General features: G+C 60.4%; 11 protein-coding genes. 8 read left to right on the top strand and 3 right to left on the bottom strand.

Annotated features, from left to right (window positions below; all coding sequences use genetic code 11):
* Nucleotides 1-72 precede the first annotated feature (72 nt).
* Nucleotides 73-2,454, bottom strand: coding sequence for a DNA polymerase II (locus BCEP18194_RS37705; protein ID WP_011356591.1), 2,382 nt, complete (start codon nt 2,452-2,454; stop codon nt 73-75).
* Nucleotides 2,455-2,599: 145 nt separating this feature from the next.
* Here BCEP18194_RS37705 and BCEP18194_RS37700 point away from each other — a divergent pair, with 145 nt between their 5' ends.
* On the top strand, nt 2,600-3,097 hold the full coding sequence (locus BCEP18194_RS37700) for a hypothetical protein (protein ID WP_041493416.1): 498 nt from the start codon (nt 2,600-2,602) through the stop codon (nt 3,095-3,097).
* 129 nt (nt 3,098-3,226) lie between these two features.
* Here the strand turns inward: BCEP18194_RS37700 and BCEP18194_RS37695 are convergent, their stop codons facing one another.
* Nucleotides 3,227-3,532 (bottom strand): hypothetical protein, encoded by a 306-nt coding sequence (locus BCEP18194_RS37695; protein WP_244273049.1) that lies wholly within the window; start codon nt 3,530-3,532, stop codon nt 3,227-3,229.
* A 418-nt stretch (nt 3,533-3,950) separates the two neighbouring features.
* Between BCEP18194_RS37695 and BCEP18194_RS37690 the strand changes: the two genes are divergently transcribed.
* From BCEP18194_RS37690 to BCEP18194_RS37670, 6 genes are all read left to right on the top strand, one after another.
* A complete protein-coding gene (locus tag BCEP18194_RS37690; protein ID WP_011356588.1) occupies nt 3,951-6,683 on the top strand; it encodes a type VI secretion system Vgr family protein in 2,733 nt (910 codons plus the stop codon).
* A gap of 39 nt (nt 6,684-6,722) precedes the next feature.
* Nucleotides 6,723-8,768 (top strand): phospholipase D-like domain-containing protein, encoded by a 2,046-nt coding sequence (locus tag BCEP18194_RS37685; protein ID WP_011356587.1) that lies wholly within the window; start codon nt 6,723-6,725, stop codon nt 8,766-8,768.
* Nucleotides 8,769-8,781: 13 nt separating this feature from the next.
* Nucleotides 8,782-10,422, top strand: coding sequence for an SEL1-like repeat protein (locus BCEP18194_RS37680; protein ID WP_011356586.1), 1,641 nt, complete (start codon nt 8,782-8,784; stop codon nt 10,420-10,422).
* Between the two features lie 38 nt (nt 10,423-10,460).
* Entirely contained in the window at nt 10,461-10,724 is a 264-nt protein-coding gene (locus tag BCEP18194_RS40640) for a PAAR domain-containing protein (RefSeq protein ID WP_081436701.1), read from the top strand.
* 361 nt (nt 10,725-11,085) lie between these two features.
* Nucleotides 11,086-12,006: a hypothetical protein gene (locus BCEP18194_RS37675; RefSeq protein WP_041493415.1), complete on the top strand. Its 921-nt coding sequence runs from the start codon at nt 11,086-11,088 to the stop codon at nt 12,004-12,006.
* 42 nt (nt 12,007-12,048) lie between these two features.
* The gene (locus tag BCEP18194_RS37670; protein WP_041493414.1) at nt 12,049-12,276 is read left to right on the top strand and encodes a hypothetical protein; all 228 of its coding nucleotides are present in this window, start codon (nt 12,049-12,051) and stop codon (nt 12,274-12,276) included.
* Nucleotides 12,277-12,299: 23 nt separating this feature from the next.
* Here the strand turns inward: BCEP18194_RS37670 and BCEP18194_RS37665 are convergent, their stop codons facing one another.
* A complete protein-coding gene (locus BCEP18194_RS37665) occupies nt 12,300-13,295 on the bottom strand; it encodes a LysR family transcriptional regulator (RefSeq protein WP_011356583.1) in 996 nt (331 codons plus the stop codon).
* A gap of 103 nt (nt 13,296-13,398) precedes the next feature.
* Here BCEP18194_RS37665 and BCEP18194_RS37660 point away from each other — a divergent pair, with 103 nt between their 5' ends.
* Nucleotides 13,399-13,773, top strand: coding sequence for a nuclear transport factor 2 family protein (locus BCEP18194_RS37660; protein ID WP_011356582.1), 375 nt, complete (start codon nt 13,399-13,401; stop codon nt 13,771-13,773).
* Nucleotides 13,774-13,870 lie beyond the last annotated feature (97 nt).

The raw sequence follows: 13,870 nt of genomic DNA, 5'->3' as shown, positions 1-13,870 counted from the left end.
GCGGCAGGACGCGCCGCAGCGCGGTATTTTAACCGGCCCGGCGTTTCTCCCGTGCCCGACATGGTGCCGCCATTACTGAAACAACTGCCCCTGTCCGGAGATCACGCGTTCGAAATCGTCGCGCAGGAACGGCAGGATCGCGTCGGCGACGGGCTGCAGCTGGCGGCTCAGGTAGAACGCGTAGTCGATCGGCGAGCGCATGGTTTCGAGCGGCTCGGGGCCGGCCGTCGTCATCACGTAGCTGATCCAGCCGCCGCGCTGATACTGCAGCGGCCGGCCCTGCGCCTGGTTGAACTCGTCGGCGATCCGCGCCGCGCGCACGTGCGGCGGCACGTTGCGTTCGTACTCGCGCAGCGGCCGGCGCACGCGCTTGCGGTAGACGAGCTGGTCGTCGAATTCGCCGGCCAGCGTGCGCCGCACGGTGTCGCGGATGAAATCCTGGTACGGCTCGCGGTTGAACACGCGACGGTACAACTCGCGCTGGAACTGCTGCGCGAGCGGCGTCCAGTCGGTGCGCACCGTTTCGAGCCCCTTGAACACGAGATCCTCGCCGCCGTCGGCCGATGCCGCGAGGCCTGCGTAGCGCTTCTTGCTGCCTTCTTCCGCACCGCGCACGGTCGGCATCAGGAAGCGGCGATAGTGCCGCTCGTACTGCAGCTCCAGCGCACTGTCGAGCCCGAAGTGGTCGCGCAGGTGCGCCTGCCACCAGCGGTTCACGTGCTCGACGAGCGCACGGCCCTTGGCACCGGCTTCGTCGTCGTCGTGCGCGCGGCCGAGCCACACGAACGTCGAATCGGTGTCTCCATAGATCACTTCGTAACCCTGCGCTTCGATCAGCTCGCGCGTGCGGTGCATGATCTCGTGCCCACGCATCGTGATCGACGACGCGAGGCGCGGGTCGAAGAAACGGCAGCCTGTCGAGCCGAGCACGCCGTAGAACGAGTTCATGATGATCTTCAGCGCCTGCGACAGCGGCGCGTTGCGCTGCCGCTTCGCATCGTCGCGGCCTTCCCACACGCGGCGCACGATATCGGGCAGGCAGTGCGCGGTGCGCGAAAAACGCGCGCCGAGGAAGCCGGGCACCGATGCGTCGTCGCCGGGATTCGCGAGCCCTTCGATCAGCCCGACCGGATCGATCAGGAACGTGCGGATGATCGACGGATAGAGGCTCTTGTAGTCGAACACGAGCACCGAGTCGTACAGCCCGGGGCGCGAATCCATCACGAAGCCGCCGGGGCTGTTCTGCCCCGTCACGTCGCCGAGGTTCGGCGCGACATAGCCGAGCCGGTGCATGCGCGGCAGGTACAGGTGCGTGAAGGCGGCCACCGACCCGCCGGTGCGATCGGCCGCGAGGCCCGTCACGCTCGCGCGTTCGAGCGCGAAGGAAAGCAGGTCGGCCTTGTCGAAGATGCGTGTGACGAGCTCGCAGTCCTTCAGGTTGTAGCGCGCGAGCGCCGGCTTGTCGTGATCGAAGCGGCGCTGGATCTCGTCCATCCGCTGGTACGGATTGTCGATCGACTTGCCTTCGCCGAGCAGCGCCTGCGACACGTATTCGAGGCTGAACGACGGGAACGTCCACGTCGCGGATTTCAGCATGTCGATGCCGTCGAGGATCAGCCGGCCGGCCGCGCCCGCGAAGAAGTGGTCGGGCTGCTGGCCGTGCGCGCGCCAGTCGAGCACGCCGCCGCCGCGGCCGAGCTTCAACGGGATGCCGTATTGCTCCGAATGCGCATGCAGGATGCGCAGGTCGAACTGCACGAGGTTCCAGCCGATCACCGCATCGGGATCGTGTTCGTCGAACCATTCGTTGAGCCGCGCGAGCATCGCGGGCCGGTTGTCGCAGTAGTCGAGGCGGAAGTCGCTGGCGCGCGCTTCGTCACTGTCGTCCCCGTTCGGCGGGCCGAGCATGTAGACCTGCCGTTGCCCGCAGCCTTCGAGCGCGATCGAATACAGCTCGCCGTGAACGCTGGTTTCGATGTCGAGCGACACGCAGCGCAGCGCCGGGCGATAGCCGGTCGCGGTTTTCAGTTCGGCGCCGGTCAGCGTGCCGTCGCGGCCGGGCTGCCCGCGAAATTCCACGCAGGCCGTGATGAAGCGTTCCATCGCGTAGCGGTCGGGCGGCTGGACGTCGGCTTCGTACACGTCGATGCCGGCCGCCGCGAGGCGTTTCTGCAGCCCGGACAGGTGGCGGTAGCGCTTGCAATAGAGGCCGACGACCGGGCGCTGCCGGAAGTCGCGCAGCGCGAGCGGGCGCAACTCGGCCTCGCGCTCGCCGGCGAGTGCGCGTTCGGCGAGCGCCTGCTGTTCGGCCGGAATGAACGCGACGGCTTCCTGCGGGCGCAACCGCACGCGGCGCGGACCGTGTTCGGTTGCCAGCCAGAACTCGATCTCGATACCGGATGCGGTGTCCCGCCAGTGGCGGGTGAGGATGAAACCCTGCTCGAACGCCGTCAAAACGCTTGCTCGTTGTGGATGCTCAGGCGGCGGATTTTAGCGCTTGGGCGGGTGGTGTGCCGGGATGGGGTGGGCGAGACCGTCCCGGCATCCTGGCCAGTGATCGTATGATTCGGAATCGATTGAACCCATCATGGATCGTTTAATGAAACTCGTGACCGATCGCATCGCACGTGTTGCCGGTTACGTTGTTGCTGTGGCCTGCCTGGCTGGAAACGGGAGCGCGATATTCGCGTCCCCGACACCGAAGGTACTGCCGGCCGCCACGGAAGCCAACTGGATACAGGCGGTCAAGCGGCATCGCACCAAGGATGGCGCGACGGTCGCCGACGTGCTGGCCTATGCGGAAAAAATGCGGCCGCGCATCTTCAAGGCCGGACAATTCGAAGTGGGTTACAACGGCGCGACCGGGGTTGCCAGCTCGGTTTCGATTGGGTACTGGATCGGATCGAAGCGCGCGCCGGACGATGCGTTCGTCGATCTCGGATATTCGATGTCACCCGATGGCCGCGTGATGCCCGTCTCGCCCGACGAGCACACCGCAACGGCACTGGAGAATGGGCGGAAGGCGTTTCTGCGCGCTGTCGACGATGCCTATCGAGACACATGCCGCTCCGATCCCGATCATCCGCCGGCTTGCTGACAGGCATCGTCCATCACCGTCGTCGCACGAACCGGGCGACCTGATACGTGTCGGGTCGCGCGCATTCATCGTGCGCGTCGCGTTCACTTCCAGTACGGGTTCCGCGAGCGCCTGCTGTTCGGCGCGGAATCAGGCAACGGCGAGCCGTTGCGCGACACGCCATTCGGTGCGCGTGGTATCGAACGGCTCGAGCCGCCAGCGTCGCGCGGTGACCGTGTGCCGCTTTTGCGTCACGTATGCGTCGACGGAGAGTTCGAGCGCGTCGTCGTCGACGCGGATGAGCGTGGCGGCCGCGCCCGATCCGTCGGCGAATTCGATCATGGCCGCGTGCGGCTTCGCGGAACGCGGCGCGTCGCTGTCGAAGGTCACGATGCTGCCGGGATACAGGTGCGAATGGGTTGCGCGTAGCAGCAGGGCGGTGGGCAGCCGCGCCATGGGACCATGAAGATCATTTCGCATAGCTGACGGCAGGAAGCCGGGAGTGGAAGGATGCGCTGGCGCAGAAGCAGGAGGCGGAAATATCAAGGCAACCGACGACAGGTGCCGCAGGTTTGCGGGCCGACGATGGTGTATGCCGCTTCGCTCCACCCATGTGAGGCCGTCCATGCGCCGGCATGGCAGAGCCGAAACCACGATTGATAACCATGCGGGGCGCATGTGATACGACGATATATTTTCAATTATCTTTCATGAAAATATCAAAACGATTCCATTCGTTCCATTGCACGGGAATCTTGTAGTCAAGTTTGGTCAAGCTAATGCCACATTTGTCTGAGTGCAAGTTAGAATCGCCCCGGAGAGCCCATGTCATATTAATGACAATAAGTAAGCAAAAAGTAATAAAGGGAAGGGAATGGACGCGCAAGATATCGTGAGGGCGCTTCAGGGCGGATTACTTCAACAAGACCGTCTGCTGAAACTCGACACCCCGCTTGGTTCCAATGTGCTGCTGCCACAACGTGTGGCAGGCTGGTCTCGCATCGGACGGCACTATGACTTCACGCTCGATGTGCTGTCGACGCGCAGCGATCTCAAACTGAAGAAGCTGATTGGGCAACCTATTACCCTGTGGACTCAACAGGCGGACAGGTCTTACCTTCCCCGGCACGGCTACGTCTATTCGATACGCAGGCTGGGAGCGGAAGGTGGGCTGACCAGTTACCAGATCGGGTTCGCATCGTGGATGAATTTTCTTAAGTTTCGTCGAGATCAACGGATCTGGCAGGATAAGCCGGTCGATGAAATTCTCAGCGATGTATTTAATGCACATCCGCAGGCGAAAGGCCGCTTCAAGTTCGCACTATCAAAGCCGCTACCGCCACGATCGTATTGCACACAGTACGAGGATGACTGGAACTTCGTTCACCGACTAATGGAAGCCGAAGGGCTGTTCGGCGTCTGGTCGCAGGCTGCCGACGGAAAGTCGCACATGCTGACGGTTACCGATCACGTGGACACGTGTGAGCCGCTTGCTCCTCAGGTGGTTCAGTTCTCGCGTGACGGTGCAAACAGCGAGGCAGACGCTCTGATTCACTGGTCTGGAGTGCGAAACCTGCATAGCGCCGCACTGACGACGCGTACCTTTGACTACAAAAATCCAGCCTCCCTCGGAAATCCAAAGGGCACGAATGTACCGACGGTGTTGCCCGAATTGCCCGAACAGCTGGAGATGTATGAGTACACCGGTCCTTATACCTATTTGAAGCAGGATCGGGGTGATCACCTCACGAAAGTGCGCATGGAGGAGTGGGAGTCGAGTGCCAAGCGGTTCTACGGTACGGGTGGCCTCCGCGCGGCCGATGCGGGAAGAGGGTTCGAACTTGCCGGACATCCGGAGCATGATCGAGATTCGGCCGAGCGGCGTGAATTTGTGATCATCGAAACGGTGTGGTTGATCGAGAACAACCTCCCGGGCTCGAGCCATCACGCGAAATTTCCTCATGGTCTGCAGAGTCGGCTGGCTGAGGCAATGGAGAGCCAGCACGGCGGAAACGCATCGATCGTCGTGCACGATGATGGCGCCAAAGGCTTCTTTCTTGTCGAGATCGAGGCGCAAAGAAAGTCCGTTCCGTATCGCAGCCCGTTCGAACACCACAAACCGGTCATGCAGATGCAGACGGCGACGGTGGTTGGTCCGCAAGGTCAGGAGATTTATACGGATGAACTGGGGCGAGTGAAGGTGCAGTTTCACTGGGACCGGATCGGACAACGTGACGAGCGCAGTTCCTGCTGGGTGCGAGTTGCGCAGCCGTGGTCCAGCGCACAATTCGGCGGTATCCAGTTACCGAGAATCGGCGACGAGGTCGTCGTACCGTTTTTCGACGGTGACCCTGACAGGCCGGTGATCACGGCGCGTGTGGGGAACGGAACGAATCGGCCGCAGTGGAATCTGCCCGATCAACATGCACTGTCGGGTTTCGTCAGCAAGGAGATCGGTGGTGCGCAGAATAACGTCTGGCTGAAGGACGACACAGCGGGACAAGTGCAAACCCAGATTCGGAGCGATCACCTCGAGTCCGGCTTGCATCTGGGCTATCTGACACGGGTGAGCGAACCGGCCGGGCGCGGCGAGAAGCGTGGTGAAGGCGCGGAATTACGGACGGACGGTCATGCTGCAGTGCGCGGTGCGCGTGGCTTGCTGTTATCGAGCCATCCACGCTCAGGCGCAACCGGCGACGCGCTCAGTGTCGATGAGGTGAATCTTCAACTGGCGAACGCCCAGGATACGGCGGTTAGCCTCGCGCAGTCGGCACAGTCGGCGGGAGCGCAAGACGGTGAGCAAAAGTCCGTTGCCAATTCCCTGAAGATACAGGCCAAAGACGTCCAGGGTGGCGGTGCGCTCAAACAATTCGAGAAGCCTCATCTTGTACTGGGTAGCCCCGCGGGTGTTGTTGCCAGTACGCCGGAAAACATCCATCTCAGCAGCGGGAAAACAACAGCGGTTACGACTGGCGAGCACGTTTCGCTGAGCACGGGCGGCGGCTTTTTCGCCAGTGCGCGAAAGGCGTTGCGCTTGTTCGTAGCCGAAGCAGGCATGCGGCTTGTTGCGGCTGCTGGCGATATCGATGTGAAGACGCTGAAGGACAGTATCAATCTGCTTGCGAAGCTGAATGTGACGGTGACCGCCAGCAAGATCACCATCAGTGCGCAGCAGGAGGTCGAGATCAACGGCGGCGGTAGCTATACGCGGTGGACGTCCGGGCAGATCAAGCACGGAACCTCCGGTGGTTTCGAAGTGCATTCTGCAAACCGGGCATTTGTCGGGCCGGACAGCGTGAGCACACCGAACATACCCGCGTTACCGCCGGAGAAGGAGCAGCTTCACTTCGCATTGGGTGCGTTGCCGGGTGAGGCACATCAGTATGTGAGCGAGCCGTACGAGTTGTACAAAGGTGGCGCAAAGATTGATGAAGGTGTCACGGATGAATTTGGCCGAGTGATCGTGAAGGACCACCAGCCCGGTACACCCGCCTATCAGGTCAAGCTTGCCAATGGCGGGCAGTTCGATCTGCGAGTGAAGGATGCGTTGCAGGGCGACCCCGATCATGCGGACCAGCGAAGCAATCGCGGCGAACGCTTGGCGTGATCTCGATATCGACGCACATCAAACAACAAGGAAAAGAACGTGGCACAGCTTCCTCTCGAATCCCATAACGCGGTAGACGTCGCTGTCGATGAAGCGGGCCGTGCAGCGCAGGGTACTGTTCAGTGGCTGCTTGAAAAAAATGTCGACGAAGATGTCAAGCCGACCTTGGGCAACGATCTGAAGTTCTTCGTCTGTGGTGAGGAGGGGTTCAGGTCGATAGCGACAGACCTGATGGGTGCGCAGGGAACGGTCGACATTTGCTGCTGGGGGTTCGATCCTGGAATGGAGATCTGGCGTGGTGCCGAGTCCCCGAAGGGCATTGGCGTCCCGAAGGTTGACGGAAAGCCCTATTCCCCCACGCCTGCCGACGGTCTCTGGCCGCGCGGGATTGTGTACGGGGCACTGTTGGAGGAGATCACTCAGCGGAAAGACAATCCTGTCACGGTGCGGTTGCTGATTTGGTTCGATCCCAGAGGCTCGCGCAAGCAGAACAGCATGCCGGGATTCACGGATGTCCCTGTCTCGGGCTGGACCAGTCCGATTCAGAAGACCGTGCAGCAGGAGGCGCCTTACGCGAATGCGAAGCGGACTCAATGGTGCATTGACTGGTGGAAACGCAACTTGCCCGATGGTGAAAGCAAGCGTAGCGGCATCCTGACGCAGAATCAGCGGCTACGGATTGTTCTGCGCAGTATTTCAAGCAAGGACGTCATATCGTTGATGACGGCTCCGCTGAAGGAGGAGGACGAGCCCAGCACTCACAGTGATAAGGGTGACTGGGGCTATGTGGATGAAAAGAACCTCCTTGAGGACTACGCGACCCACCATCAGAAGCCTATCCTGATTGATTATGCTCAACCCTACGAAGGAAAGAATGCAGTCGGTTACGTGATGGGGTTGAATTCAGTCACGGACTACTGGGACAGGACGGCACACGAAATCGACGATCCGCTCAGGGAGGCATGGGTTCCATCGTATGTCAACGACGAGCACAAGCACGAGCAGGAGACACAGGACCCGACCGGCCCCCTGAGCACCGCACCCTACAAGCAGGTGAATCCATACCAGGACTATGCCACTCGGATAGTCGGGAAGGCACTGAAGCGACTGCATCAGAATTTCGAGCGCGGCTGGAACGTGTTTGCTCCTCCAGCTTGGCAGACGACGGAACTGAAAGCGCTTCCGGCCGGCATCACCAGTCTGCCGGATGATCCTGCATACAGGGTGCAAATCGTACGGACGCAACCGCACGAGCATGAGAAAACAATCAAGAGTCTTTACTATCAGGCAAGCAGTTTCGCGCGCAACTACATTTACATGGAGAACCAGTATTTCTTCTATCCGGAATTCGCACGCTATCTGAAGTTGCAACGCAAGAATTTCCACGATGCCTGGGAGAAGTTGGCGAACAAACCGCAACAGGACGCGCCGGTGTTGCATCTGTTTGTGGTGACGCCGCACCCGCAGGACCCGGGGATGATTCCGCGCACCTACGACATGATGGCCGAACTGGGACATGGCGATGCCATGAAGGGGCAGCACGACCTTGTCGTAGCGGGTAAAACGAAGCAACAGTATAAGGATCGCGAAGGTAAAAACACCTTCCATCCGCAAAGCTGGAAAGAGCTTGCGGAAACGATCGGCTTAAAGGTCAGTATCGCCCGGTTGCGCACCAGCGGCATGGTGGGCGGTCAGATGGCCTACCGTGAGATCTATATCCATTCGAAGCTCATGATCATTGACGACGTTTTCGTCACGTTGGGCAGCGCAAACATGAACCAGCGCAGCATGTCCGTGGACAGCGAAATCAACTTTGGCGCGACGGGTTTGGATTGGGCATCGAAACTGCGGGGGCGGGTGTTTCCTTTGCTCTCGGGTGGCGCCACCCAGGGTAGCGGAGATCGGGACCAGGTGCCCGTGGTCTATGATGACTGGGAGAAGCGCATGCATGAAAATCTGATTGCCAAGATGAAGGGGAACCCCATGCAAGGATTCATTCTTCCATTCGAAGATCGTCGAGCCAATACCATACTGCACGCTCAGATAGATCCGCCCCCGTCTTCCGACATCCCTAGAACTGTTTGATCGGGATTGCCTGATGCCGATTGCCGTTATCTACCGATTCATTTTCGTTATCCTGTGCCTGTCCAGTCTGAGCGTGCGGGCCGGGGAATTGTCTTCATCGACCGTCAAATCAACTGCTGCCATGTCTGATCTTCCGCGCTACGAAAAGCTGCCTCTGTTCAATCCGCATCGAAAGAGCTTTGCGTGTGTTTATCAGGATCAGCATGTACCGCCAATCGATCCTCAGGCCGAGCTATGGTTCCAGCAGGCTCTCGCGCTCGACAACCCGGATGTCTACTACGAGAAACGCGACTATCCGAAGATCTATCAGCTCTACGTTCAGGCGGCCGATCGTGGGCACTGGAAAGCGATGCTTAACCTCGCGTCCCTGATCCTGAGCGATTATCCCGGCGTGCCCCAGCATGACCCGGAAGCCGCTATCGGGTGGGTCGAGAAAGCGATGCGGTTGGGCGTGCCCGATGCCTTCGACATGATGGGTACCTATCACCAGAACGGGTTGGTGAAGGGAGGCGATGCGACCAGTGCCTATGCATTCTTTCAACGTGCCGCAGATATGGGCAGTCCTTCGGCCCAAACGTTCCTCGGCTTCAAGATGAGCGGCAGCTACGACAGTCCGGACGGCGAATTCTGGGGAAACGCGACTATTGGTATGGAAATGCTCCAATGTGCGCTCGCTCAAGGGTATGGCGATGCCGCTTACGATTTGGGGGGCTTGTATAAAGGAACGACGCCTGAGTCAAAGCTTCGGGCACTTAAGGTCCTGCACGAGGGTGTCAAGCTGGGATGCGCAAAGTGTGCCAAAGATCTGGCATCCGAGTTTCGCGGATTCGATCTGACCAGTGGCAATAATCTTGTAGGTCACATCGATACAGCACGCGCTGATCGCTATTTCAGGTTGGGTGAGGCACTGGAGCATGCTCAAGGTCGCCTGAAGCTGCCAAATCTGGACAAAATTCTCCCACTGCCGCCAGCATCACTTCCCAAGTGGGACGGGAACGCGAAAACATTGATCGATGCGGCCAAGCCCGTCAGCTCGCCAGCACCATTGATTAAAAGCAGCGCGGGGGAAGGGCGCTCATTCGTTCCCGATGGGCACGCGGTTGCTGCAGTCGATAGCAGCACACTGGCAGTGACCGGTAACCAATCTGTTCCCAAGGCCGGCTACTGGCTGGCGCTGTATGGCTCGTCGACGCAACCGGACGCACGGTTGGTTGCCCGCTCAGGGCTTCCCGAACGCTACGAAGCAGGTGAGCGGTTCGAAGCGCCTTCTCACGACTGGCTGTCGCCGGATCGCGTGCAATGGTATTACCTCGGTGAGGCATACCGCCTCCCGCCGCAGCGCGCAGATTTTCTGGCGAACCTGATTGGCGCGGGGCTGCTGCGCGAGATCCCGCCGTCGTCGGCAACACAGCAATGCAATGGAACTCGTGATTGTCCTAAAACCGGAATATGGGAAGGCCGCGTTGCAGTCGACCACCCGATGGCGGTGTTGTACAACCGCTGGGACCAACAGGCATTCGTCGAGAAGGGGCAGGCATTTCCCCTTGCCGGGAATCGCTTCATTGAAGTCGCCGCGAGGGATGTGCAATGGACGTATCTGGGTAGTCCGAATGCAGATGCCGGGGTGGCGGGCGTCTATGCAATCAGCCTGTAAATATAGTACGTAGCCCTGTACCCGACTCGGAGAAATTGATGGTTCGTCAGGTCATTGTGGTTGGTGACACGCTCGCACCTCACGGCGGCACCGTTGTTACGGGTTCAAACACCGACATCGTGGACGGCAAGCCGATCTCTCGCAAGGGTGACACTGTCGAGTGCAGCGAGCACGGTACGCAAACCATTTCGGAAGGTGATGGAACGGGCATGATCAGCGGTAGCCCGGTCGCTTTGCATGGGCATCGCGTAACCTGTGGTTGCACACTGGTAAGCCGGAATGCGACGTTGTCGATGCCTTGAGCAGGTCAACCGTATTCGCGATTCCAGCCAGTGCGCTGGAATCGATTCGAATTCATTCTCGAGTCGCCGGAACGGGATACACCATTTCGGTGTGGCGCAGCGTGCTACGTCGGTCCTCTAGCCTGTCAATTCAGGTGAGGTGTCATACCGCTAATTGGCTACGTTAATAATCGCTGAACAATAAGTTTGCTGACAGGCCCGGTTTTGGCGATAGCTCCGATAGACGAAGAGATATCCGTGCCAGGTTTCGTTGCGTCACTGTCTAAAGTGGCATTTGCGTAGATGCGTGTTGATCTGGTGAGCCGGACAGCCGCAAGCATGCTACCGCATGGCCCGATATTTCATTCACCCCGGACACCCCATGACCTCACAACCCCGGCAAATCTCGCTACCCGGTACCGCCGCGCTCATCGCGGCGGTCATCAACATGGTGCCGTTTCTGATCGGCCTCTACGTATGGACGACGAAGTCTTCGCCGTCCGTGAGCATGCTGGCCGTGCAACTGTCCAGTTTCCTCGGGAGCGTGGTGTTTCGAACCGGCCTGGTGTTCCTGATTGTTCGATGGCACGGAGAGAAGCGGGATCAGCTTGCGTTCCGGCGCCCGGTGTTGCCGCTGGCGGCCTATGGGTTATGCCTGCTGGTTTGGCAGGCCGCACAGGTACTGGTATTCCAGGCGCTGGTGAGAATGTTGAGCGGCGGTGCCCTCAGCCTCACGCACATCGTGACGCTCCTCGCCCCGCTGACTGCCGCCCTCTATGCGCTCGTGGCCTGGCTTGCGTGGCGGTTCGTCACGCACCTGTTCCGCAGCGAGGCGTTGCACGGGGTACCGCGTGGCCATGCCCGGTGGCGCATTGCGGGTCTCGCGGCCTGGCTGTTTGCCAGCGTGTTGCTGATCTTCATGCCGCAAGCCGTGGTGATGTTGCTCGACCACTTTGACGATAACCTCAAGCTCGTGATGCTGAACTTCGTCGGCGGTATTGTCGTTCCCGCCGCGGTCGTCTTCGCAGGAGCGGTGTTCGGCCTGCCGCGTGATCTCGGCCGACTGCACGTCCGGCGTTTGCTGGCGGCGTCGCTCGCGTCGATGGTTTCCGTCCTGCTGCTGGCGTACGGAGTGCTGCGCATGCTGGGCGACGTGCTCGGGATAGCCAGTTTGATGTCCGGCATGATGCCGGTCGTTGTTCTTGCCGTAACCGGTGTGGCTTACTGGGTGTGGTTCCGTGTGTTCTATGCCGCCGCTCGCCGCGAGACTGTTGAAACGTCTGGAGGCATGCCGTCGGCATGAAAGCCGCAAGCGGATGGTTCCGCCTGCATCTTCGCTACCTCGATGCTCGAATGCGCTCTTGCGCAAGGTGACGGCGATGCGGCGGAAGAACCGGGCTTTGCCCATGAGCGGCCTCAAACGGCGGAGGCAAAGCGTCGCGCATTGGTGATGGTTCACGAAGGCGTCAGGCCGGGCAAGGTTCTCCTGTTGCCACCCGCGCTCCTGCCCAAGCGGGACGGGAATACGAAAACATTGATCGACACCGTGCCAATCGCGAACCGGCAAACCTGAAACGACACGATGTAAAGAGCGAATCAGGCAGATGACACGCGACGCAGCGTTTCGGGCGCGGCTGGTGACGGCTGCCGGCCAGCGCCAGCGTCATCGCCCTTCGACTGCAGTCCCGGCATCATGCCGACGACAAAGTCGATGAACGCTCTTACCTTGGCCGGCACGTGATTCCGGCTCGGATAGTAGACGTAAAGCGGGAACGTCTCGTCGCACCAGTCCGTCAGCACAGGCTCCAGCGTGCCCGCCCGCAGGTGGGTGTCGATCCCGAGGTCGATTATCTGCGCGATCCCGTAGCCTGCAAGGCAGGCACCGATCTTGGTTCCCGCATCCGTGACCATCAGCTTCCCGTTGACGGCCACCTTCACTTTCTCGCTGTCACGCCAGAACTCCCAATCGAAGGGCCTGCCGGTCGCCGGATCGATGGCCAGGATGCATTCATGGCCATCGTCGACCAGATCCTGCGGCGACCTTGGCCGGCCGCGTTGTTCCAGGTACGACGGCGAGGCCACGGTCAGGACCCGCGGACTGTACAGCCTGCGACAGATCAGGGTTGAAACGGTTGGTGGTCCGAATCGGATGGCGAGATCGAATCCATCGCTGATCAGGTCCGGGAGGTCGTTCCGGGTCTCCAGCTTCACGTGTAGCGCAGGGTGGTCCTTCATGAACTGGGCCAGCTCCGGCGCGAGCACCAGGCGGGCGAACACGGCATCGCACGCCACACGGAGCGTTCCGTTGACGATCGAGGTCTGGTGAGAGGCGCCGGCGGTCGCCTCTTCAATCCCCTGGAGTAACGGCAGCACCTTGGACAGCAGCGCATGGCCGGCGTCCGTCACTTCGACGTGCCGGCTGGTGCGATGCACGAGCTTCGCGCGCAGGCGGTCCTCCAGTCGCTGGATAGCGCGACTGACTGCCGGCTGGGTCTTGCCCAGACGCGATGCCGCACGGCCGAAGCTCCCGGATTCGGCGATGGCTGCCAGAACGAGCAAGCCGCTGACGAGCCCTCCATCGAGGTCTTCCATGATCCATGTGTTCCTGTAATGGCAGCGATAACCGGGTCGCCGTAGCCGAGGGCGGGGAGGATCGCTCACTATACGAGCCGTTCACTATCGAGGAAAGCCAGCCATGACCCAGACCCAAGCCGTCACCGCTTTGATCGACGATTATTTCAATTTGGCTTATGAGCCGAAGAGTCGTGACTTCGACACGATCTTTCACCCGAGCTGCCTGATTCAGTGGGTGGATGAAGGCCAGTTGCGCACCCTGTCGTCGCAGGAGTATGCGGCGTTGATCAACGGCAGGCAGAGTCCCCGATCGACCGGCGCGCCCAGGGATGAGGCGATCCTTTCGATGGCGCATGTCTCGGACGGCCTTTCAACGGCTACGGTGCGGGTTCGGATCGGAAACAAGCTGTTCAACGATCACTTCGTCATGCATAAGATCGAGGGAAGCTGGCTGATCGCTACCAAGGCATCCGCGGTAGTGCGTACGTTCGACTGAAGTGCTGCGCGACGGATGCGCATCAATGTCCGGATTCGTGATTGCGCGACAGCATGCACGAAAACGCCGACAAACGAAAAAAGACGGTCAGTACGGC

It is taken from the genome of Burkholderia lata (assembly GCF_000012945.1).
Taxonomy (GTDB): domain Bacteria; phylum Pseudomonadota; class Gammaproteobacteria; order Burkholderiales; family Burkholderiaceae; genus Burkholderia; species Burkholderia lata.
The sequence above is the reverse complement of the archived record's forward strand: the minus strand, read 5'-3'. Positions and strand labels throughout refer to the sequence as shown.